Source organism: Kribbella sp. C-35, from assembly GCF_046549195.1.
In the GTDB taxonomy this organism is placed as follows: domain Bacteria; phylum Actinomycetota; class Actinomycetes; order Propionibacteriales; family Kribbellaceae; genus Kribbella.
In genome coordinates this window covers 780,551-800,614 of the sequence record NZ_JAJPWG010000002.1, presented here as the reverse complement: position 1 = coordinate 800,614, position 20,064 = coordinate 780,551, and the positions used below count along the sequence as shown (strand labels likewise).

Below are 20,064 nucleotides of genomic sequence, written 5' to 3'. Positions count from 1 at the left end.
TCTTGGCGTCAAGACTTGAATTCAAGAAATGGAGATATTGATGTGACTCAGCATCGATGCGCGGTGGATCGCGCCGACGATGTCGGCCTCGTCGCCGAGCTCGGCGGGGCGCAGTTCGACGGTCGCGGCCGCGCTCGGGATCGCGCACCGGTCGAGTGCCTCGCGGAGCGGGGCGTGGATCAGTTCACCGGCCTCGGCCATCAGGCCGCCGACCACGATCGCCTCCGGGTTCAGCAGGTTCACGACGCCGGCCACGGCGACGCCGACGCGTCGGCCGGCGTCCTCGATCACCCGGCGGCAGCCGAGGTCGCCGGCGAGCGCGCGGGTCACGATGTCCTTCAGCCGCAGCGGTCCGTGCGACGCGGCCAGGCTGCTGATCAGCGCCCGCGAGCCGACGAACGTGTCCAGGCAGCCGCGGTTTCCGCAGCGGCAGATCGGGCCGTTCTCGTCGATCGTGACGTGCCCGATCTCGCCCGCCGTACCGGTCGAACCGCGGAACACGTCGCCGTTGATCACGATGCCCGCGCCGACGCCGTACGAGAACTTCAGGTAGCAGCCGTTCCGGACGCCGCGGAGCGCGCCGGCCCGCAATTCGCCCAGGGCGGCGAGGTTCGCGGTGTTGTCGAGGGCGACCGGGGCGCGCAGGTACCCGGACATCGCCTGGGTCACGTTGACGCCGCGCCAGCCGGGCAGCACCGCGTCGGAACCCGCCTCGCCGCTGACCGAGTCGACCGGCATCGGCAGTCCGAACCCGACCGCGGAGATGTCCTCGACGCCGGAGCTGACCGTCTCGGCCAGGTCGGCGAGCAGCCGCGCGGCGCGCTCCATGCCCTCGTCGGCGACGTGGTCGGCCTGGAGCGGCATCAGTTGCTGGGCGAGGATCTCGCGGGAACCGTTCGCGACCGCGACCCGGACGTCGCGCTCGCCGAACGCGACGCCGGCCAGCAGCCCGCCGCCGGACGCGAGCGAGACCAGTACGGCGCGGCGGCCGTTGCGGATGCTGCGGGACAGGCCGACCATGCCGGCCTGGTCGAGCTCCTTGACCATGTTCGAGACGGTGGCGGCGGACAGGCCGGAGGCGGCGGCGATCTCGACCTGGGTGAGCGGGCCGTGCTGCCGGACGACGCCGAGAACGCGCGCACGGTTGGCTTCGCGCAGCGAAGCCTGCGAGCCCGGGGCTGGGCGGGTTGCGTTCATTACATAAAGATAACGGATCGCGGAGCACTCACGAGCGCGAGGTTAGACCACCGGGGCGGCGGGGTGGTGGAGGCGAGCGCTCACACGGTCAGGGCGAGGGCCAGGAGTGCTGTCGGGAGGGCCAGCTCGACGGTCGCGCCGAGGACGTCGCCGGTGGTGCCGCCGAGTTTCCGGCTTGCCCACCGGCTGGTGAGGACGCCGATGGCGACGGCGAGCAGTACGGCGTCCGCGGTGCCGGCGAGGCGCTGCCAGGTGAGGGGCGCGGTTGCGGGGCCCGTGAGCTGCGGTTGCCAGCTGAGAGCGGCGGTTGCGGCCAGGACGAGGGCCGTTGCGAGGGCAGCGGTGGCTGGCCGGACGGTGGCCGCGACCATGGCGCCCAGGCCGTTCGGGCGGGCTGCGGGGATCGACGTACGGCAGGACCAGGGGAGGGTGAGGCGGCTCGCGGTGGTGGCGATCAGGAGCGCCTGCCAGCCGAAGTTCGCTTGCAGGCAGGCGGTGAGGGCGGCGACGTCGAGGAGCAGTACGCCGACGATCGCGACGACACCGAACGGGCCGATGTCGCTCTGCTTCATGATCCGCAGCATGGTCTCGCGATCCCGCCGGCTACCGAGCGCGTCGGCGAAGTCGGCGAGCCCGTCGAGATGCAGCCCACCCGAGAGCCCGGCGACAACCAGGACCCCAAGGACTGCCGCCAGCAGGTCCGCGTCCGGCTGCACCAGCTGAGCAAGTAGGACAACCGCGGCAGCGATCCCACCGACCAGCACTCCCACGGCCGGTGCCAGCACCATCGCCCGCCCACCGACCTCTCGGTCAACCCGGGAAGGCACGCCGGCAGGCAGCACAGTGAGGGTGCCGAACGAGAGCCGAACAGCGTCCGCCCAACCACCCCGCGAGCGCCCTGCACCCTGGTCGGCCCCACCGGGTTCGGTCATGTGAGGGGGAGGGTTCGGCCGGCCACCGTCCAGAGGACCTGGTCGGAGGCTAGGGAGATGGTGGTGTTGAGGCGGCCCATGAGGTCGCGGAAGAGGCGGGTGCCGGGGTCGGCGGGGACGATGCCGGAGCCGACGTCGTTGCTGACAGCAACCACACGACGGGCGGTCGCGGACCACGCGTCGGCGAGGTCGGTGATCTGCTGCTCGACGAGGTCGGCCCGGCCGAGGTCCGACCAGACATTCGTGGCGTCCATCGTTCGCGACAGCCACAGGGTGAGACAGTCGATCAGGAGCGGGGGACCGGGGGACTCGAGCAGCGGCACCAGGTCGATCGTTTCCGCCAGACCCCAGGAGGATGGCCGACGAGCCTGGTGCTTCGCGACGCGGGCCGCCCACTCGGCGTCACCGGAGTCGTTTCCGCCGGTTGCGACGTACAGAACGTCAGGCTCCGCGGACAGCAGGCGTTCCGCGGCGACGGACTTGCCGGAGCGGGCTCCGCCGAGGATGAGGGTTCGGTCAGGCATTCGTCCTCCCGGGTTCGAAAACCACCGGCGCCTCGAAGGCCGCCTTGCGCGCCGTACGCCGGAACGCGTTCAGGATCGGCCGTCCGAGCACCAGCACCAGTACAGCGCTCAGGATCCCGCGCGGAATGTCCCACCCCAGCGACGTCGCCACCACGAACAAGAAGTACCGGTGCAGGTTGGCGGCCAGGGAGTCGCCCGGGATGAACGAGAAGTCGCTGCCGAACGTCGCGTACGGCCAGAACCAGAGGTTCATGATCACGCCGTAGAGCACGCCCGAGACCAGCGAGTACGCCGCCAGCAGCAGCAACTCCAACCGCCCGCCGACACGTGGCAGTAGCCCGGCCAGGCACCCGACCCAGGCGCACGCGAACATCTGGAAAGGCATCCACGGCCCGACCCCGCCGCTGATCAGCGCCCCGCCCAGCAACGACACCGCCCCGAGCACGAACCCGAACCCGGCCCCGAACGCCCGTCCCGCCAGCACCAGCAGGAAGAACCCGGGCTCGAGTCCCGCCGTACCAGGGCCCAACGCCCGCAGCGCAGCGCCCACGGCGGCGAGCATGCCGACCAGCGAGATCACCTTCGCGTCGATACCGGCCTCGGACAGCTCCGCGAGTACGACGGCCACCAGCAACGGCAGCAGCAACACGAACAGCCACGGCGCGTCCGTGGTGTGACCGATCGCCGACTCACCCGCCTGCGAGGTCTGGAAGAACAACGGCCACGCGAACGCGAGCACGCCGACCAAAGACGCGACCAGCAACGCCGCCGTGCTTCGCGGCTTGAGCCGAATCAGGCGGAGAAGGGGAGCGGCGGTCGACGCCGTGCTACGGGGCTTGAGCCGGATGCGGTTCACGACGCCCGGTCCAACGCCTCGGCGACCTCGCCCACGGTCAGGAACGGCAGCGGGGCCAGGATCTTCGCCACCTGCGGCGCGAACGCCGGCGACCCGGCAATCACCTCGGCCGTCTCGCCGTCACTCACCAGCTCGCCGTCGGCGAGCACCATCACCCGCGTGGCGACTTCGGCGACCATCTCCACATCATGCGTCGACAGCACCACCGCGTGCCCGGCCGCCGCCAGCTCCCGCAGGATCGCGACCAGCCGCCGCTTCGCGCCGTAGTCCAGTCCACGCGTCGGCTCGTCCAGCAACAGCAACGGCGGCGCACCGCACAGTACGACGGCCAACGCCAGACACAGCCGTTGTCCCTCGGACAGGTCGCGGGGATGCATGTCCAGAGGCACATCTGGTGCCAGCCGCTCCAGCAGTGCCCGGCAACTACCTGCGGGCACCTTGAAGTCGGAGTCCGCGCTGGCGCACTCGCCCGCGACCGTAGCGGCGTACAGGAGGTCTGCGGGTTCCTGCGGGACCAGTCCGACAGCCTTGACCAGTCGCTTCGGCTTGGTGCGGCGTGGGTCGACTCCTGCGGCGGACGCAGTGCCAGAACTAGGAGAGAGGATGCCGACGAGTGAGTTCAGCAAGGTGGATTTGCCCGCGCCGTTGCGGCCCATCAACGCGACGACCTCACCGGCCTTGATACTCAGCGACACACCACGGAGTGCAGTGACGCTCCCGTAGCTCACGACCAGGTCCTTGCAGTAGGCAAGCTCCGCACCCAATGGGCCTCCGGTGCGTGCAGGCTGTGGTGAGGACAGCTGGGCGCGGAGACCTGCTGCAGCGCGTCGGGCGTCCCGTACTGACAGGGGAAGCGGCGACCAGCCGGCCAGCCGTCCTAGCTCCACCACCGGCGGTGCGACCGGTGCCGTCACCATGCGCTCTGCCGGCAGCCCTGTCGACACAGCAGCGGCGCCACCGGGTACTTCGATCACGCGGTCGGCGTACTGGATCACGCGCTCCAACCGGTGCTCGGCCATCACCACAGTGACGCCCAGGTCGTGCACGAGCCGCTGAAGCGCAGCAAGCACCTCCTCAGCCGCCTGTGGGTCCAGCGCCGACGTGGGTTCGTCCAGCACGAGTACGGCGGGATGCGACGTGAGAGCTGCTCCGATGGCAGTCCGCTGCCGCTGTCCACCAGACAGCGACGTCAAAGCACGATCCCGTACGTCGGCCAGCCCGAGCAGATCCAGTGTCTCCTCGACGCGCCGCCGCATCACGTCCGGCGCCACCCCGAGCGACTCCATGCTGTACGCCAGCTCGTCCTCGACCGTGTCGGTGACGAACCCCGCCATCGGGTCCTGCCCGACCATCCCCACCACGTCGGCCAGATCGCGCGGCCGGTACTCGCGGGTGTCCCGCCCTCCGACCAGCACCCGCCCGGCCAGCGTGCCGCCGGTGAAGTGCGGCACCAGGCCGTTGATTGCCCGCAGCAACGTGGACTTGCCGGACCCGGTGCGCCCGATCACCAACGCCAGCTCGCCCTCCGGCACTGTGAAGCTCACGTCTCGCAAGGCCGGTTCCCGTGCCCCGTCGTACGTGACAGTCACCTGGTCGAACTCGATCATGTGACCGCCTTCTTGAGGGGTGGTGCGGCCAGTGCGGGGACCAGTCCGATCAGTACGCCGACGACCGGCAGCACTGGTACTGGCGGGACGACCAACGGGCCGGCCAGCAACAGACCGTTCACGCCACGGACCGCTGCGGTCACCATGGCGCCTGCGGCCACGGCACCGGCAGCTACGACGAGCCACTCGGGCAGCGCCCACGGATCCGGCCGGTAGCGCGTTCTGCTGACCCGCTGTCGTCCGACTGCCATGGCTGCGACTGCCAGGAGCACACCGGCGGCCAGGGCGCCAGCGGCGAACGGGAACGCCATGGCGTCGGTCAGCAACGCGTAGACACCGAGCAGGATCCCCAGCAGTCCCAGCAGCACGCACAGCGCCGTGAGCCGGCGCTGTGCACGAGGAGCCTGCGCAGTCCGGCCGTAGCCGCGTGAGTCCATCGCTGCCGCCAGCTCCACCGACCGGTCCAACGCACCCTCAAGGACCGGCATGGCCGTCGTACGGAAGGAGGCGCGCGTACGGCCACGCAACCGTCGTGCTGCGCGCACGCGGCGGCCGTCCGTCACCAGTTGCGGCGCGAAGGTCAGTGCGACCACGCAGGCGACACCCATCTCGTAGAGCGCCCCTGGCAACGACTTCAGCAGCCGCCGCGGACTGGCCAGTGCGTTGGCCGCACCCACGCAGCAGAGCATGACGGCCAGCTGACCGCCGTCGTACAGAGCCGTCACCAGGGCCTCTGCCGTGACGTCGCCGCCGAGCTTGACGCCCGCAGCCCAGTCAGGCAAGGGGATCTGCGGCAGCGTGAACAGCAGCGTGTTTCCCTGCGAGCGGGTGGACAGCAGTGCCTGCAGGACCACACGGACGCCGATGACCAGCAGGCCGAGTTTGAGGAACGCAGTGAAGCTGTGTGCCCACGGTGCGTCGCTCCGGCGGGCTGAAACGACGAATCCGGTCACGGCGAGGATCAGGACCAGCAGGACCGGGTTGCGTGTCCTGCTGGCCGCGACAGCCATACAGAGCGCCCACAACCACCAGGCCCCCGGGTGGAGTGCCCGGGGGAGTGTCAGGTGGTGGACGGCGCGCATCTACTGAGCTGCGGTACGCCGGCGGCTCAGGACGAATCCGCCGCCGGCCAGGAGGACGACCACGACGGCCGCGATGATGATGCCCGCCCACGGGGTGCTGCTGTCGTCTGAGGAAGCGGGAGTGGAAGCAGGAGGGGTCGCTGTCGAGCCGACCGCCGCCCCGACCTCCAGCGTGACCGGGGTCTCGGTGGCCGGGACCTTGATGTTCTTCACCTGATCGCCACATCCCTTGGACGGGTAGCCCGCGACGCCACAGGTCAGACCCTTCTCGATCCGGACCGGTGCGACCGCGGCGAGGATCTTCGCGCCGTTCGACGCCGGGTCCGTCACCACACAGGTGCCCTTGGCCGCACTCGGAGTGTCACCGGCGACCGCGTCCTCCGGCGTACCCGGGTCGACGACCACGGCGACCCGCTTCTTACCGGTCTCCGCCGGGGTCTTGCCGCAGATCTGCTCGAAGTCGCCCGCGGCACGCGGCACGCGGGGCTTGGCGCCGCCAAGAGCGAACCGCCAGCCCTCGACGCCGCCGTCGGCCGGTACGAACGCGTCGGCGCCCTTCTGGGAGAAGGCCCAGGCGCCATTGGTCCACTGGTAGTAGCCCCAGAAGCGGTAGCCGTCCTCGGCCTGCGCTGTGGTGGCGACGGTCCCCGCGAGCAGGAGACCCGCCAGCAGGCTGAGGACCAGTCGTACGGTCCGGTGTGCAGTCATGGTGGTTCCTCGGTCGGGCCGCAGCCCGGTGGAGGAGGTCCCGCCTGCACCGGCAGGGTAGGGGCTCCACCCGCGGACCACGGCGGGTAGTTGAGCCTGACTGCCTGCGTCACAGTGTTCCGGCTCGCCACCCTGGTCCAGCTGATGGGTGGCCTACGGTTGCGGGTCAGCGCCGGACTCGGACCGGCTTCCCTGTGACGCAGGCGTGTGGTTCGACCGAACTCTACTCTGCCCCTTATTCGGCGGAGGACAGACTCATCGGGCCGTAGACCTCACGGCCGTCCTCCAGCAGGTACACCTGACCGACGCCGCGGTCGGCCAGGTCCCGCCAGACCTCACCCAGCCAGCTCTCGGCGTCACCCTGCGCAGAGAACTCCGCCCCGCCGACCTCGCCGGGGTCGACCAGGGCACCGGAAGCGGTCTCGAACCGCCAGCTCCAGCTCACGAGTTCGGCCGCTTCTGCGGGGAGTTCTGGGCGGTCTTGGCCGGGTCGCTCTCGACGATGTGGCCGAGCACCTCGTCGATCCGCTTCAGCAGACCCTCGTCCAGCGTGACACCGGACGCCTTGACGTTCTCGGTGACCTGCTCGGGCCGGGAGGCGCCGATGATCGCGGACGACACGTTCTGGTTCTGCAGCACCCACGCGATCGCCAGCTGGGACAGCGACAGGTCGACCTCGTCCGCGAGCGGCTTGAGCTCCTGGACCCGGGTGAGGACGTCGTCGGTGAGGAACCGCTTGATGAAGTTCGACCCGTTGGCGTCGGTCGCCCGGGACCCCTCCGGCGGCTGCTGACCGGGCAGGTACTTGCCGGTGAGCACGCCCTGCGCGATCGGCGAGAACACCACCTGGCCGATGCCGAGCTCCTCCGACGCCGGCACCACCTCGGCCTCGATCACCCGCCACAGCATGCTGTACTGCGGCTGGTTGGAGACGAACGGGATCCGCAGCTCACGGGCCAGCCGGTGGCCCTCCTGCAGCTGCTCCGCGGTCCATTCCGAGACGCCGATGTACAGCGCCTTGCCCTGCCGGACGACGTCGGCGAAGGCCTCCATCGTCTCCTCGAGCGGCGTCTCGGTGTCGAACCGGTGCGCCTGGTACAGGTCGACGTAGTCGGTGCCGAGGCGCTTGAGCGAGGCGTTGACCGACTCGTGGATGTGCTTGCGGGACAGGCCGGTGTCGTTCGGTCCGCCCGGACCAGTCGGCCAGTACACCTTGGTGAAGATCTCCAGCGACTCGCGGCGCTCGCCGGCCAGCGCCTCGCCGAGCACCGACTCGGCCTTGGTGTTGGCGTAGGTGTCGGCGGTGTCGAACGTCGTGATGCCGGCCTCCAGGGCCGCCCGCACGCAGGCCTTGGCCTGCTCGTTCTCCACCTGGGAGCCGTGCGTCAGCCAGTTGCCGTACGAGATCTCGCTGACCTTGAGACCACTGTTGCCCAGATAGCGGAAGTCCATGCCCCGACCCTACTTGCTCAGGATGGTTTCTCGCCGCGCTTCACCATCGGCTTGGGCAGCCGCCAGCGGCGCATCTGCATGGTCCGCCGGACCGCGTAGAACCCGATCCCCTTGGTGGACTCCTTCGGGAACTTGATCCCCACCTGCTTCTTCAGCCCGGAGGTGAGCAGGAACCAGTCCGCCGCGATCAGCAGGATCATGAACAGGAACAGCAGGTTCACCATCCCGGCCAGCCACGGGAACTGCGGCGAGAACACGACACCGATCAGCGACACCACCAGGAGCACCGGCAGCGCGAACTCCATCACCGAGTAGCGCGCGTCGACATAGTCCCGGGCGAACCGCCGTACCGGGCCCTTGTCGGCGGCCGGCAGGTACCGGTCGTCGCCGGTCTGCATCGCCGCCTGCATCTTGGCGCGCTCGGTCCGGACCTTGTCCCGCCGGATCGCCGAGGCCTCCTTGCGGTTGCGCGGCTTCTTGAACGCGGCCTTGCGCGCGGCCTCCGCGTCCTTGCGGCTCGGCGTCGGCCGGCCCTTGCCGCCCGGCTTGCCCTGGGGGTCGGCGGGTACGGTGGTATCTGTCTCAGACTTGGTACGACGGAACACGGGGTCAGAACCTCATTCGCAGGGCAGGTCGCGACTCGGGGTGGTCCCCGGACCTTCTCCTACTTTATCGGGGCCAGTCCTGATGGTCTGATGACCCATAGGCACATAGGGTGGAAGGCACGCACGCCGGGTCGTCACTCCGGCACAGAAGGGGTACGGATATCGATGAGCATCTTCAGGCGGATGTCGACGATCTTCAAGGCCAAGGCGAACTCCGCCCTGGACAAGGCCGAGGATCCTCGCGAAACCCTTGACTACTCGTATCAGAAGCAGCTCGAGCTGCTGCAGAAAGTACGGCGGGGCGTGGCCGACGTGGCCACCAGCAGGAAGCGGGTGGAACTGCAGGCGTCGCAGCTGCAGTCCCAGTCGGCCAAGCTGCAGGAGCAGGCGCAGAAGGCGCTCTCGATGGGCCGCGAGGACCTGGCCCGCGAGGCCCTGACCCGCAAGTCCGGTCTGCAGGGTCAGATCGACGACCTGACCACCCAGCACGCCCAGTTGCAGGGTGAGGAGGAGAAGCTGACGCTCGCCTCCCAGCGGCTGCAGGCCAAGGTCGAGTCGTTCCGGACCCGCAAGGAGACCATCAAGGCCACCTACACCGCGGCCGAGGCGCAGACCCGGATCAACGAGGCCTTCTCCGGCATCTCCGAGGAGATGAGCGACGTCGGTCTCGCGGTCCAGCGGGCCGAGGACAAGACCCAGCAGATGCAGGCCCGGGCCGGCGCGATCGACGAGCTGCTCGCCTCCGGCGCGCTCGACGACGCGAGCGGCACGGTCAAGGACAACATCACCCTGGAGCTGGACCGGATGTCGTCCGGCTCCGACGTGGAGAACGAGCTGGCCGCCATGAAGGCCCAGCTGTCCGGCGGCGGTGCGCCGAAGGAGCTCTCCGGTGAGGGGGCCGCTCAGGCCCAGCCGCAGTCCGCCCAGCCAGTGCAGCAGCCGGCAGCCGAGCCGGCGCGACCTCAGGACGGAGATGTTCGGTGATCGTTCGCATCATGGGTGAAGGCCAGTGGCGACTGGCCGACGACAAGCTGGGCGCGCTCAACGCGGTGGACGGCGACCTGGAGAAGGCGGTGTCGTCCGGCGACGAGACGGCGTACCAGACCGCGTTCGCCGCGCTGCTGGAGTTCGTCCGCTCCGGCGAGCAGGTGCCGGACACCGAGCTGCACGACTCCGACGCCATCCTGCCCCCGTCGGACAGCTCGCTCGCCGAGATGCGTGAGCTGATCAGCGGCGACGGCCTGATCGCCGGCTGAGTACCACCCGATCGGTGCCCCGACCCGGCGACTGATCACTTCAAGTAGTCATCTGAGACCCCTGGGAACCCGTTCGACGGTTCTCAGGGGTCTTTGATTTACGGAACCGGAGAGTCGAGCTTGCGCAGGGGTAAACACTCTCGTCGGGTGCTGTTGCGCGGTGCATCCACGTAGTACTCTCTGGTTCAGCCGTTGTGGGGGCGGCGTTTGGACGAAGTCCGTGACGGGGTGTGGGTTGGTCACGGGTTTCGGTTTTCACCTGTGGGGGGTGACTGTGCGTGACTGATCTTGTCATGTCCGAGGGGTTGGCCGATTCGGCTGACCTTCGGCCGGCGCCGTCGGGGGAACGACGTCGGCCGGTCTGGGTGGTTCCGGACGAGGTACCCGCGGTGCTGCCGCGCTCGGCCCGGTACACCGAAGCGCGCTGGGTGGCGAGATACCGGCGGGCCTCGCTGGCCGCCGATCTCGGCGCCGGGGTGATCGGCGCCTCGCTGGCGCTGGTGGCCCGCTTCGGAGCCCAGATCAATCTCGGCTATTTCGTGCTGGGCGCGCTGCTGCCGATCGCCTGGGTGGCCTGTGTGGCCTTGCAGCGCGGCTACGAGACGCGGTACTTCGGCACCGGGCCGGAGGAGTTCCGGTCCATCATCCGGGCTGCGGTCGCGCTGACCGCGGTGGTGGCGGTCACGTCGTACGCGACCAAGAGCGAGGTCGCTCGAGGGTTCGTCGTGCTGGCGGTGCCGATGACGTGCATGGCGGCGATCTTCGGCCGCTGGCTGCTGCACCGGCAGATCTCCTGGCGGCGGTTCGCCGGGCGGTGTATGCGCCGGGTGCTCGTTGTCGGACGCAACGACCAGGTGACCACGCTGCGGCGGCACCTGGAGGAGCGGCCGGCCGACGGGTACGTCGTGGTGGCCAGCTGCCTGCCGCGCGGCGACAGCTTCGAGGAGGAGGAGGGGTTCGAACGGCTGGGCCGTACCGAGATGGACATCCTGGCCGGTGTCGACCAGTACGACGTCGAGGTGGTCGCGATCGTGGCCGACCCGGAGCTGGCCGGGCACTCGCTGCGCCGGCTGTCCTGGGCGCTGGAGCAGCGTGGGGTCGATCTGATCGTGTCGCCGGGCATCATCGAGGTGGCGGGTCCGCGGATCTCGATCCGGCCGGTCGCCGGGCTGTCGCTGCTGCACCTGGAGCGGCCGTCGGTGAGCGGTGGACCGCACGTGCTGAAGAGCATCTTCGACCGGGTGGTCGGCTTGCTGATGTTGCTGGCGGTTGCGCCGCTCCTGATGGTCACAGCGGTTCTGGTGAAGCTCACCAGCCGCGGGCCGGTGCTGTTCCGGCAGACCCGGGTGGGACGCGGCGGTGAACAGTTCCAGATGCTGAAGTTCCGCACGATGGTGGTCGACGCCGAGGCGCGCAAGGCCGACCTGCACGCGCTGAACGAAGGCAACAAGGTCCTGTTCAAGCTCCGCGACGACCCGCGGGTGACCAAGGTCGGGCGGTACCTGCGACGGTTCTCGATCGACGAACTGCCGCAGCTGGTGAACGTGCTCCGGGGGGACATGTCACTGGTCGGCCCGCGTCCGCCGTTGCCCGCCGAGGTCGCGCAGTACCAGATCGACGACGCGCGGCGGATGCTCGTGAAGCCCGGCCTGACCGGCCTGTGGCAGGTCAGCGGCCGGAGCGACCTGACCTGGGAGGAGTCCATGCGGCTCGACCTGCGGTACGCCGACAACTGGTCGATCGCGCTGGACCTTTTGATTCTGTGGAAGACCGCACGCGCAGTGCTGGGGAGCGCCGGCGCGTACTGAGTGGTCTCGAAGCTGTGCATTCCCGAGGGGGGAATTCGTGACTGTAGTAATGGAAAGGTCGGCCGCGACGCGTTCCGAAGCTGCGACCCTGGTGATCCAGGCCGCGGCCGGGGACCAGGGGGCATGGAGCCGGTTGGTCGACCACTATGCACGGCTCGTGTGGGCCGTCACCCGCAGCTTCCGGCTGGGCGACAGCGACTCCGCTGACGTCTCGCAGATGGTCTGGCTGCGGTTGCTCGAGCACATCAACCGCGTCGACCCCGAACGGGTCGGCGCCTGGCTGGTCGTCACCACGCGCCGGGAATGCCTGCGGGTACTGGCGTTCCGCAAGCGCGTGCTGCTGACCTACGAAGCAACGGCGTTCGAGGACGTGGCCGGCGACCAGCCGGAGCTCGACTCCGACCTGATCGCCGGCGAACGGGCGGACGACGTACGACGGGCGCTCGAGAAGCTGCCCGACCGGTGGCAGCAGCTGCTCGGCATGCTGATGTCCGATCCGCCGGCGCCGTACGCCGAGATCTCCGCGACGATCGGGATCCCGATCGGCAGCATCGGCCCGATCCGCGGCCGCTGCCTGGAGAAGCTCAGACTGCTGCTTGCCTCCTGAGGCAGCAGGACCCGGTCCGGGCCGCTGACCGATCGTGCTCTCTGGTCAGAGCATGATCCAGGCGGTCCGGACCGGCCGTTGTGCGGTACCGGGCCACCGCAGCAGGAAGCTCACCAGCTGCGCGTCCCCAGGTCCCTCGCCGCCGCGGGCCTCGACCACGACCGGACCGGCCGGGGAGACCCGCAGTTCCACGGTCAGCGAGGTGCGTTCCACGTCCAGCGTCACCCCGTGCCCGGCGAAGCGCAGCCGTCGTACGTCGTCGGCTCCGGGCTGGTCGACGAGGCTGTCGAAGACCAGGTCGAGCACGTCCAGGTCCCGCTCGTGCCGGCCGAACGCGGCGTACCCGACCGACCGGAGCAGCGCGATCTGCTCACAGGCGACTCGCTCCGGAGGCCTCATCGTCGCTTCAGCGCTCCCCGGTCGGCAGCTTGATCACGCTGTCCGTGTCCTGGCTGTACGGCGCGCCCTGCCACGTCGCCCAGTTCGCCCGGGCGCCCTGCGCGGGAACGACGAAGCTCCACGGGCCGGAGTAGACGTTCAACGAGAACTTGTTGTTCTGCTGCAGTGCGACGGCCTCCTCGATCACGGTGCCCTTGTACGGCGACCACGCCGGTGATGTCCCGTAGTTCGCGAACAGACCGTTGTAGCCACAGCCCGTCTGCGAGCCGCAGGTCGCCGGAAGCTGACTCGGATCGAGGCTGAAGAGATTGTGGTGGACCTGGACGTTCTGGGTCTTCCACCGGCAGTCGTCGAAGTAGGGCCGCTTCTTGATGTTGTCCCGGGTGCAGGTCTTGGCGGTGACCGACTCAGGATTGACCAGGGTGTCGGCCTGGCTGCCCTCCGCCGGCGATCCCGAGAATCGGTCGGAGTTCTCCCACAGCACGACGCCCGACCAGTTGTCCCTGAAGACGTTGTCGGTGATCTCGAGGGCCTTGCCGGAGCCCGCGGGGACGCGCGGGTCGCTGCCCGACTCCGAGATGTAGATGGCTCCGGTCGGGAAGCTGCCGTTGGTCGGACCCTTGACGTGGCCGTTGCCGACGAACGTGTTGCTCCGGATGACCGCGTTGTAGCTGATCTCGTAGATCAGGCCCTCGGCGTCGTTGCCGTCGATGTAGTTGCCCTCGAAGAGGAACCCGGCGTTGTTCGTGTCGGCCCACAGGCCCGCGCCGTTGTTGCCGTGCACCCAGTTGTTCCGCACGATCGCTCCGGTGACCTCCCAGAACTTCCCTCCGGCGGTGCACCCGCAGCCCGGCCTGAGGCGCTCCCAGTCGTCGGTGTTGTTGCCGGTGATCTCGTTGCTGTCGAGCGTGATGTTCGAAACGGTGGCGGTGGCGTTGTAGGTTCCGAAGCCGCTTTGCCCGTTGTTCGCGAGGCAGTTGTGTCGCAGCAGATTGCGGGTACCGACCATGACCGCGTTCCCGGCGTTGTTCCGGATCGTGTTCCCCAGCAGCGTCCAGCTCGCCGTGGTCTCGTGGTTCACCACGCCCTCGTCGTTGTTGGAACCGTGGCGCCCGAAGTTCTGGATGGTGAGGTTCCGGATGATGACGCCGCCCGACGGCCCGGTGAACGCGTACAGGTTCCGGTGCTGCCCGTCGATGATCGCTCCCGGCGCGCCGACGTAGGTGTTGCCGGCCTTGGGCGTCACCTGGTCGTACTGGCCGGTGCCCAGGGTGTGCACTCCCGGGACGAGCCAGAACGTCGTACCGGCGGGCCTGTCCTCAGTCAGAGTGATCAGGTTCTGCGACGGCAGCACGACGACCGCGCCGGTGGGCGGCCTCGCAGGACCAGCCAGTACGGACGGATTGTTGCAGATGCGGGCCGGTGGAGACGCGGGCGCGGCCGCGGCCGCCGATGGCCCCGGCTCCGTGGTGGCCGGTGTTCCAGAGACAGCGACGCCGGTAGAGGCCTCGGTCACTGAGGCGCGGTTCCTGGCGATGAGCCCGGCGGTGACCAGGCAGGCGACCAGCAACAGCGCCCCGGAGCCGACCAGCAGGCGCCGGGTGTTCATCGGCGTCGCACAGCGGGGTGATCCACTGCGTACCTGTAGATCTCGAGCAGCTGCCCGATGTTCTGGGTCGGATGGAACCGGGTCTCGTACGTCGCCCTTGCCTGCAGCCCGTACTTCTCGTAGCGCTCCGGGAACCGGTCGACGTCCTGGAGCGCGGTCACCAGTTCGGGGGCGTCACCGGGCCGGAAGAGCGAGCCGTCCACGCCGTCGGTGATCAGCTCGGGGAACGAGCCGTGCGCCGCGGCGATCGACGGGACACCGGCAGCCATCGCCTCCACGAGCACGAGCCCGAACGTCTCCTGAACCTGTGAGGGCAGCAGTACGGCGCGCGAGCGGGCGATCAGCTCGAAACACTCCTGTTTGCTCAGCATTCCGGTCACCTCGACCGAAGCATGCCGCTCGGCCCACCGCGAGACCTCCGCTTCCAGCGCTCCGCCGCCGGCGATCACCAGCCGCAGCGCCTGATCGCCCGCCGTCGAGCAGTAGTCGTCCCAGGCACGCATCAGGAACGGCAGGCCTTTGGCCTCGTCGAGGCGGCCGACGTAGGCCACCTGGTGCTCGCGTGATTCGGGCCCGGACACAGGTCCGTCGTACGGCACGAGGTTCGGTTTGACGAAGACGCGCTCCGGATCGAAGTCCATCGCGGCCAGCAGCGGGATCTGGGAAGCAGTGGGCAGCACGTACGCCGAGACCAGCGAGCGCCACGCGTTCCGGTGCACGCGCCCGGCCACGACAACAGGTGCGGTCGCCAGCACCGAGCCGCGGTAGCAGCGGTGCCGGAGAGCGGCCGTGGAGCTGCCGTCGGCGCATTCCAGGCAGATCTTGCCGTCCCGGAAGAAGTCGCCGGTCGCACAGACCAGCCGGTAGTTGTGCAGGGTCGCGATCACCGGTACGCCGGCATCACGGCAGGCGTACAGCACGGAGGAACTGAGCAAGGGAAACGTGTTGTGAACGTGCACCACGTCCGGCTCGAACCGTCGGAGCACCTCGCTCAGATCCCGATGGGAGCTCCGGCTCCAGACCACGCTCGCGGGCAGCGCGGCCTTCTGCAGCGGCGACCAGCTCTCGATGTCGTCACTGCGTCGTTCGAAGTGTTCCACCTCGTGACCGAGAGACCGGAGAGCCTGGCTCTCCTGGTCGACGACCCGGTTCTCCCCGCTGGGGGCCGCCGAGCGATAGCGGTTGTGCAGAACGAGGATTCTCATCGCGGGCCTCTGTGGAGGGTCGGCAGGAGCAGAGATGCGGCGAGGGTGAGTTCGAGCAACGCGAGCGACGCGTCGCCGAGACCCGTCTCGGTGAAGCTGGAGACGATGGCGTAGCCGACCAGGTAGAGCGCGAGCGCCCGATGCACGCCGTGCGGGCGGAACGACGCGGCGACCAGCAGGAACAGGAGCATCGCGATGTTGAGGGCCACCCCGACCAGCCCCAGCTCGTAGTACGTGGAGATCCAGTTGCTGTCGATCGCCAGGCCGTTGAACGACTTGTTGGTCAGTCCAATGCCGAACAACAGCTCGAACCAGCCCCGCGACTGGGCCAGTACCTGCTCCCAGACCACGGTGCGGCCGGTCAGGTTCGACAGTTGCTGGGTGTCCTGGCCGCGGGCGATCCAGGTTGTCAGCACCGAGGACAGGCTGAGTGCGCCGATCGAGACGATGACCGTTCCGATGGCGAACGCCCTGCGGACGCGGGCGCGGGTGCGGAAGAGACTGAGCCCGGCGATCAGGAGGCCGGCCGCCATGGACACCAGCGCCGTGCGGGTGTGGGTGAGCAACAGCATCGGCAGGGCGATCGTGGCGGTGATCAAGGCAGCTTTCCGCTGGATCGTGCCGGACATCCACAGGATCGCGGTCAGCCCGATCGCGGTCGCGGCGTACCGGCCGACCTGCGTCGCAGGAATCGGCCAGAGCGAGCCGCCCAGCCGGCCCTCCGACCCCATGGCGACACCCGGGGCGACGACGTACCCGACGAGAACCGAGCCCAGGATGATCCCGATGACGGTCAGATGCACCTTGACGAGGAGTAGATCGCGCCGGCCCCACCAGGGAGTCAGCAGCAGCAGCGTCAGCAGGAACGCGAGCAGGCGGCAGACCCGGTACAGGCTGCCGAAGATGAAGTCGCTCCGCAGGCTGTCCATCAAGGCCACCCCGGCCATGACGGTCACCAGCAGGATGTAGGTGCTCCGGCGGATCGATCCCCGGCGATTGATACTCATCGCAAGGATCAGCGCGACGGCCAGGGATCCCTGCGTGATCAGCTTGCCGACGACTCCGGGGATCGGCAGCAGCAGGTGCTGCTCGCCGGGGTAGAACGGGATGACGTTGAGAACCAGCAGCCCCCAGCAGAGGTAGATCCGGCGCTTGACGGTCCGCGGCCCTGGCACCGACCGGATTGCCGGTGAGGTGCCGAGGAGCGGCGGAGCAGTCATGGGGCGACCGCCCCGAATCCGGATCCGGCTGCAGGCTGCCCGTTCTGTCCGGCCGTCCTGACCCGCTCGGGCTCCTCGGTTTGCTCGGTCTGCTCAGCCTGCTCGGTCTGCTCGGTCCCCGCTTCCCACTGCCCGAGGCTGTCGTCGGTCCGGTCGGCGCGGAGCAGCACGGCAGTTTCGACGCGGAGTCCGGCGAGCCGGATCATCTCGCCGGCGGCGTGCAGGGTCGTCGCGTTCGACCGGCCTGCAGTCGCCACGAGCGCCGCGCGGGAGGCCCAGGCCGGGAGGTACTCGGCGCCGAGCGCGGGGGAGAGCGTCGCGTGGACCAGTACGACATCAGCGGCGGCCCAGACCGCGCGCAGAGCCTTCTCCTCGTCGGTGTCCCCGTCCTCGTCCTCGTGCAGGCGAAGACCTTCGAGCGCGCCGGTGCCCGACACCGGGCGATGGACGTTGATCGGCAGGTCGGTGGCCGTTCCCTGGGTATCGAACGTGCCCGGCTTCCTGATGCCGAACGCGGCCGCGAGGTCGCCGGTGCCGGTCAGGTCGGCCACCAGCACCCGTTGTCCGTGCTCGGCGAAGGACTGGGCGAGCAAGGCGACGATCCGCGCACAGTCCTTCGTCGTGTCGATGCTCACGACGGCGAGGGCCGGTGTGAGCCCGTCCTCGGCGGTGACGTTCCATCCCAGGTGCCGCACGACTGGTCCGAGGTCGGGTTCCGGTGCGCGGAGCCGGCGGAGGGTCGGCCGCCGGCGGAGCCGCGGGCGCCCGATGCTCAGCCGGATCGGTACGCCGAGTGCATGGGCCACGTCCTGCCGCCGCCAGAGCCGGTCCGAGATCATCGCCCGGACGACGACGAACCCGATCCCGAGGAACAGGCCGACGATGAGCCCCGAGCCGGTGGCAACGACCTGGGTGTAACGCTGGGACACCCGGACCGGCGTGGCCTCGTCGAGGATGCGGCTACTGGCCATCCGCGATCCCGACACCTGCTGGTCGAGGAGTTGCTGCTCTATGAAGCGCTGAGTGTCCCGCGCCTGGCCGAGCCTGGCCGTCAGCGTGGTGGTGGGCGCAGAGGTGTCGCTGGGGTCGCCGCCCGCTGCCCGGACCGCTGCCTCGGCACGCTTGACCGCGGCTGCAGCCGCCGCGAGATCAGCTCGCAGAGGCGCGGCCTGCTCGACGATCTGCTGGTTCCGGAACACGAGATAGACGCCGGCGATGGTGTCGGCCAGCGCAGTCGCCTCGGCGCTCGTCTTGGCCTTGGTGTCGATCTGGAGGATGCGGTCGGTCAACGCCGTCGCGGAGTACCGCTTGAGGAGCTCGTCAGGCGAGTCGGTGAGGTTGAGCTTCTGGATGGCCAGCTGCGCGACGGCCCGCGTGGTCACCAGGCTCTCGTCGGTCGCCATCGCCGTGTCGAGGTTGTCGCCCTCGCGGTGGGTCAGCAGCAGCTTGGCCGACGACTCGGCCGGGGGCGGCATGACGAAGGGGACCGCCGTACCTGCGGCCACGCCGAGGATCGCGACGATGATCCACAACCGGGCGTGCCGACGGACGGCGTCCTTCAGGAATCTGAGGGTGACGAGCCCGTCCGGTGGGTAGCTGTCGGTCCGTTCGTCGATGCCGTACAGCTCGTCGTCATCCGACCAGACGGTCTCGGGGCCTGGCTGTTCGGCCCGCCAGTGCTCGCTCATCGGGCTCTCCTCTTCGCCGCGCCGGTGAGCAGGGTCGGCAGCGCGGAGCCGGACCGCCGCAGGGAGCGCGGCACCCGCCCGATGGTGCGATCGGACGGATCGGGATCCATCACGACGATGCCGTCGATGGTGCGTTCGGTGTCGTCCGCGGCGACCGCGAGCCGGGCGAGTTCCTCGGCGGTCACAGCACCCGCCGACACCGCGACCACGGTCGTGGTGGTGCCGAGGACGTCGTTCAGTTGCGGCTCGTCGCGGTCCACGACGACGACCAGGATGTCCAGCTGGACCCGGTTGCCGGATCCCACGATGGTCCCCGGCACGACGCCGGTCGCTTCGTGGTGGTTGCCGACGACCAGTGAGGTTGCGATCCCGATCGAGGTGGCGTACGCGGCCAGTTGCGGCCCGAAGGGCAGCGCGGCCTCGTCCTCGGTGAACGAGAGGACCGTCAGCGAGGTCGAAGCGTTCTCCTTCGGGTCCAGGCCGAGGTGGTGCAGCGTCTTGCGAAGACTCCAGGCATCGACCGCCGGCGGCGTGTAGCGGTCGAGCAGGTTGCTCCAGTCGGAGACGCCTTTCGCCCGGTACGACGACACCGAGGCCAGCACCGGGATGCCGATCGCGTCGGCGATCTCGTCCCGTAGCCGGAGCCGCCGGTCGCTGCGGGCGATGACGAGTGCGGCCACCGCGCCGAGCAGTGCGCCACCGATGAGACCGAGGAGACCGTAGACAGCGAGGTGCGGGGCCAGCCCTCCGCCGCTGGCCGTCGTCGCTCGCTCCAGGACCCGTGCGCCGGTCTTCTTGCCCAGATCACCGGGCAGCTTCTGCTCCGTCGTGACGAACACCAGGTAGACGTCGGCGACCGCGTTCGCCAGGCTGGTCGCCTGCTGCTGGCTGACGCCCTGGCTTTTGATCTGGATGACGTCCTCGGTCGCCGACTGGACCTTGATGCGCTTCTTGACCTCTTCGACGCTGAGAACGGGACTGACGTTCTGGCCGGCGCTCTTGAGGACCGGCTCGCTGTTCGCGATGAAGACCTGGGTGTCGATGTTCTGCTCGCTCGGCGCCGCCTGGCCCTCCACTTTCGGCGGCGGCGGCAGCAGCACCAGCGACGAGGCCGAGTACAGCGGGGGGATCAGCAGACCCGCGCCGATCCCGCCGAGCAGCCCGACGGCCGCAACGGCGCCGACTATCCGGCGATGCCGCAGGATCGCCCGAAACGCCTTCTTGACGTCGAGTTCTTGCGTGCTCACGCGTCCCTCCTCAACCGCAGGCGCTCTCCGTACAAAAGAGCGGCGAGCGCTCGCCGTGATAC

General features: G+C 69.2%; 20 protein-coding genes and 1 riboswitch. Of the genes, 4 read left to right on the top strand and 16 right to left on the bottom strand.

The window, feature by feature from the left end; all coding sequences use genetic code 11:
- Positions 1-21: 21 nt before the first annotated feature.
- From ACLJOO_RS16335 to ACLJOO_RS16290, 10 genes are all read right to left on the bottom strand, one after another.
- On the bottom strand, positions 22-1,197 hold the full coding sequence (locus tag ACLJOO_RS16335; protein ID WP_410788009.1) for an ROK family protein: 1,176 nt from the start codon (positions 1,195-1,197) through the stop codon (positions 22-24).
- A gap of 80 nt (positions 1,198-1,277) precedes the next feature.
- Complete coding sequence (locus ACLJOO_RS16330; protein ID WP_410788008.1) at positions 1,278-2,024, bottom strand: adenosylcobinamide-GDP ribazoletransferase; 747 nt, start codon at positions 2,022-2,024, stop codon at positions 1,278-1,280.
- Between the two features lie 101 nt (positions 2,025-2,125).
- Positions 2,126-2,653 carry a bifunctional adenosylcobinamide kinase/adenosylcobinamide-phosphate guanylyltransferase gene (locus tag ACLJOO_RS16325; protein ID WP_410788007.1) on the bottom strand — a complete coding sequence of 176 codons (528 nt, stop codon included), beginning with the start codon at positions 2,651-2,653 and terminating at the stop codon, positions 2,126-2,128.
- Positions 2,646-3,509: an ECF transporter S component gene (locus tag ACLJOO_RS16320; RefSeq protein ID WP_410788006.1), complete on the bottom strand. Its 864-nt coding sequence runs from the start codon at positions 3,507-3,509 to the stop codon at positions 2,646-2,648. The genes ACLJOO_RS16325 and ACLJOO_RS16320 overlap by 8 nt, the downstream gene beginning before the upstream one ends.
- Positions 3,506-5,116, bottom strand: a complete 1,611-nt coding sequence (locus ACLJOO_RS16315; RefSeq protein WP_410788005.1) for an ABC transporter ATP-binding protein — start codon at positions 5,114-5,116, stop codon at positions 3,506-3,508. Before ACLJOO_RS16315 ends, ACLJOO_RS16320 begins: the two co-directional genes overlap by 4 nt.
- Positions 5,113-6,198, bottom strand: a complete 1,086-nt coding sequence (locus ACLJOO_RS16310; RefSeq protein ID WP_410788004.1) for a CbiQ family ECF transporter T component — start codon at positions 6,196-6,198, stop codon at positions 5,113-5,115. The genes ACLJOO_RS16315 and ACLJOO_RS16310 overlap by 4 nt, the downstream gene beginning before the upstream one ends.
- Positions 6,199-6,906, bottom strand: a complete 708-nt coding sequence (locus tag ACLJOO_RS16305; protein ID WP_410788003.1) for an SCO2322 family protein — start codon at positions 6,904-6,906, stop codon at positions 6,199-6,201.
- Between the two features lie 114 nt (positions 6,907-7,020).
- A riboswitch (cobalamin riboswitch) is annotated at positions 7,021-7,098 on the bottom strand.
- A gap of 43 nt (positions 7,099-7,141) precedes the next feature.
- Entirely contained in the window at positions 7,142-7,351 is a 210-nt protein-coding gene (locus ACLJOO_RS16300) for a hypothetical protein (protein ID WP_167214214.1), read from the bottom strand.
- Positions 7,348-8,358, bottom strand: a complete 1,011-nt coding sequence (locus tag ACLJOO_RS16295; protein ID WP_410788002.1) for an aldo/keto reductase family protein — start codon at positions 8,356-8,358, stop codon at positions 7,348-7,350. The genes ACLJOO_RS16300 and ACLJOO_RS16295 overlap by 4 nt, the downstream gene beginning before the upstream one ends.
- 17 nt (positions 8,359-8,375) lie before the next feature.
- Complete coding sequence (locus ACLJOO_RS16290; protein ID WP_410788001.1) at positions 8,376-8,963, bottom strand: DUF3043 domain-containing protein; 588 nt, start codon at positions 8,961-8,963, stop codon at positions 8,376-8,378.
- A gap of 165 nt (positions 8,964-9,128) precedes the next feature.
- On the opposite strand from ACLJOO_RS16290, the gene ACLJOO_RS16285 reads away from it, so the two are divergent.
- The 4 genes from ACLJOO_RS16285 (at position 9,129) to ACLJOO_RS16270 (ending at position 12,634) form a co-directional block, all read left to right on the top strand.
- Positions 9,129-9,947 carry a PspA/IM30 family protein gene (locus ACLJOO_RS16285; protein ID WP_410788000.1) on the top strand — a complete coding sequence of 273 codons (819 nt, stop codon included), beginning with the start codon at positions 9,129-9,131 and terminating at the stop codon, positions 9,945-9,947.
- Positions 9,944-10,219 carry a PspA-associated protein PspAA gene (gene pspAA, locus ACLJOO_RS16280; protein ID WP_410787999.1) on the top strand — a complete coding sequence of 92 codons (276 nt, stop codon included), beginning with the start codon at positions 9,944-9,946 and terminating at the stop codon, positions 10,217-10,219. The genes ACLJOO_RS16285 and pspAA overlap by 4 nt, the downstream gene beginning before the upstream one ends.
- Positions 10,220-10,497: 278 nt before the next feature.
- Positions 10,498-12,027, top strand: coding sequence for a sugar transferase (locus ACLJOO_RS16275; protein ID WP_410787998.1), 1,530 nt, complete (start codon positions 10,498-10,500; stop codon positions 12,025-12,027).
- Between the two features lie 37 nt (positions 12,028-12,064).
- Positions 12,065-12,634 (top strand): RNA polymerase sigma factor, encoded by a 570-nt coding sequence (locus tag ACLJOO_RS16270; protein WP_410787997.1) that lies wholly within the window; start codon positions 12,065-12,067, stop codon positions 12,632-12,634.
- A 45-nt stretch (positions 12,635-12,679) separates the two neighbouring features.
- Here the strand turns inward: ACLJOO_RS16270 and ACLJOO_RS16265 are convergent, their stop codons facing one another.
- Genes ACLJOO_RS16265 through ACLJOO_RS16240 form a run of 6 tightly spaced genes read right to left on the bottom strand, consistent with a single transcriptional unit; the run spans position 12,680 to position 20,002 of the window.
- Positions 12,680-13,033, bottom strand: a complete 354-nt coding sequence (locus tag ACLJOO_RS16265; protein ID WP_410787996.1) for a hypothetical protein — start codon at positions 13,031-13,033, stop codon at positions 12,680-12,682.
- A gap of 7 nt (positions 13,034-13,040) precedes the next feature.
- Complete coding sequence (locus tag ACLJOO_RS16260) at positions 13,041-14,642, bottom strand: right-handed parallel beta-helix repeat-containing protein (RefSeq protein ID WP_410787995.1); 1,602 nt, start codon at positions 14,640-14,642, stop codon at positions 13,041-13,043.
- Positions 14,639-15,847 (bottom strand): glycosyltransferase, encoded by a 1,209-nt coding sequence (locus ACLJOO_RS16255; RefSeq protein ID WP_410787994.1) that lies wholly within the window; start codon positions 15,845-15,847, stop codon positions 14,639-14,641. Before ACLJOO_RS16255 ends, ACLJOO_RS16260 begins: the two co-directional genes overlap by 4 nt.
- Positions 15,844-17,067, bottom strand: coding sequence for an O-antigen ligase family protein (locus ACLJOO_RS16250; protein ID WP_410787993.1), 1,224 nt, complete (start codon positions 17,065-17,067; stop codon positions 15,844-15,846). Before ACLJOO_RS16250 ends, ACLJOO_RS16255 begins: the two co-directional genes overlap by 4 nt.
- Positions 17,064-18,755 (bottom strand): Wzz/FepE/Etk N-terminal domain-containing protein, encoded by a 1,692-nt coding sequence (locus ACLJOO_RS16245; RefSeq protein ID WP_410787992.1) that lies wholly within the window; start codon positions 18,753-18,755, stop codon positions 17,064-17,066. The genes ACLJOO_RS16250 and ACLJOO_RS16245 overlap by 4 nt, the downstream gene beginning before the upstream one ends.
- The gene (locus ACLJOO_RS16240) at positions 18,752-20,002 is read right to left on the bottom strand and encodes a Wzz/FepE/Etk N-terminal domain-containing protein (protein ID WP_410787991.1); all 1,251 of its coding nucleotides are present in this window, start codon (positions 20,000-20,002) and stop codon (positions 18,752-18,754) included. Before ACLJOO_RS16240 ends, ACLJOO_RS16245 begins: the two co-directional genes overlap by 4 nt.
- Between the last annotated feature and the right edge of the window lie 62 nt (positions 20,003-20,064).

Coding starts and splice junctions, on each gene's coding strand:
- ACLJOO_RS16335 (WP_410788009.1), bottom strand. CDS start 1,197: ATGAACGCAACCCGCCCAGCCCCGGGCTCGCAGGCTTCGCTGCGCGAA.
- ACLJOO_RS16325 (WP_410788007.1), bottom strand. CDS start 2,653: ATGCCTGACCGAACCCTCATCCTCGGCGGAGCCCGCTCCGGCAAGTCC.
- ACLJOO_RS16315 (WP_410788005.1), bottom strand. CDS start 5,116: ATGATCGAGTTCGACCAGGTGACTGTCACGTACGACGGGGCACGGGAA.
- ACLJOO_RS16310 (WP_410788004.1), bottom strand. CDS start 6,198: ATGCGCGCCGTCCACCACCTGACACTCCCCCGGGCACTCCACCCGGGG.
- ACLJOO_RS16305 (WP_410788003.1), bottom strand. CDS start 6,906: ATGACTGCACACCGGACCGTACGACTGGTCCTCAGCCTGCTGGCGGGT.
- ACLJOO_RS16295 (WP_410788002.1), bottom strand. CDS start 8,358: ATGGACTTCCGCTATCTGGGCAACAGTGGTCTCAAGGTCAGCGAGATC.
- ACLJOO_RS16285 (WP_410788000.1), top strand. CDS start 9,129: ATGAGCATCTTCAGGCGGATGTCGACGATCTTCAAGGCCAAGGCGAAC.
- ACLJOO_RS16265 (WP_410787996.1), bottom strand. CDS start 13,033: ATGAGGCCTCCGGAGCGAGTCGCCTGTGAGCAGATCGCGCTGCTCCGG.
- ACLJOO_RS16260 (WP_410787995.1), bottom strand. CDS start 14,642: ATGAACACCCGGCGCCTGCTGGTCGGCTCCGGGGCGCTGTTGCTGGTC.
- ACLJOO_RS16255 (WP_410787994.1), bottom strand. CDS start 15,847: ATGAGAATCCTCGTTCTGCACAACCGCTATCGCTCGGCGGCCCCCAGC.
- ACLJOO_RS16250 (WP_410787993.1), bottom strand. CDS start 17,067: ATGACTGCTCCGCCGCTCCTCGGCACCTCACCGGCAATCCGGTCGGTG.
- ACLJOO_RS16245 (WP_410787992.1), bottom strand. CDS start 18,755: ATGAGCGAGCACTGGCGGGCCGAACAGCCAGGCCCCGAGACCGTCTGG.